This is a genomic window from Mesorhizobium sp. WSM4837 (assembly GCF_055811435.1).
Window position 1 is genome coordinate 1 of record NZ_JBVVQE010000249.1, and the last position, 405, is coordinate 405.

Below are 405 nucleotides of genomic sequence, written 5' to 3' on the forward strand. Positions count from 1 at the left end.
TGCGCGATGGCCAATTCTATATTGCCGGCCTGAGAGACCCGCTTGCCGCCGACCCGCAGGCTTTGCTGTCCGGAATGCAGATTGATCCTGCCCGCGTTCATTCGCAGTGGCAATTCTATCAGAGTCTTGATCCGGAGTTCGTGTTGAAGCGGCTAATGGCGTCGCTGACCCCGCCGAAATCGGTTCGGCTTTCGATCGTCGAGGATCGCATCGTTGCCGAGGGTGAGGCTCCCGACACCTGGATGGATCGGGCACGCGCAGCGGCCCGACAGCTTGAGGCAGGCGGACCGGTATTCGACATCTCCAAGGTTCGTGATGTGAGCCCCGAAGCACGCGCGGCGGAGCACTGGCAGACTTATGTGTCGCGACTTGAGGCCCAACCGGGAATCATCGTCGCCCAACAAA

The 405-nt window shown here is 60.7% G+C and carries 1 protein-coding gene; it reads left to right on the forward strand.

The genetic code is table 11. From position 1 onward, the window contains the following. Window positions 1-155: 155 nt before the first annotated feature. Window positions 156-405 (forward strand): hypothetical protein (locus AC0L3D_RS36965; protein WP_473647570.1); only part of this gene is annotated, 250 nt, incomplete at its 3' end.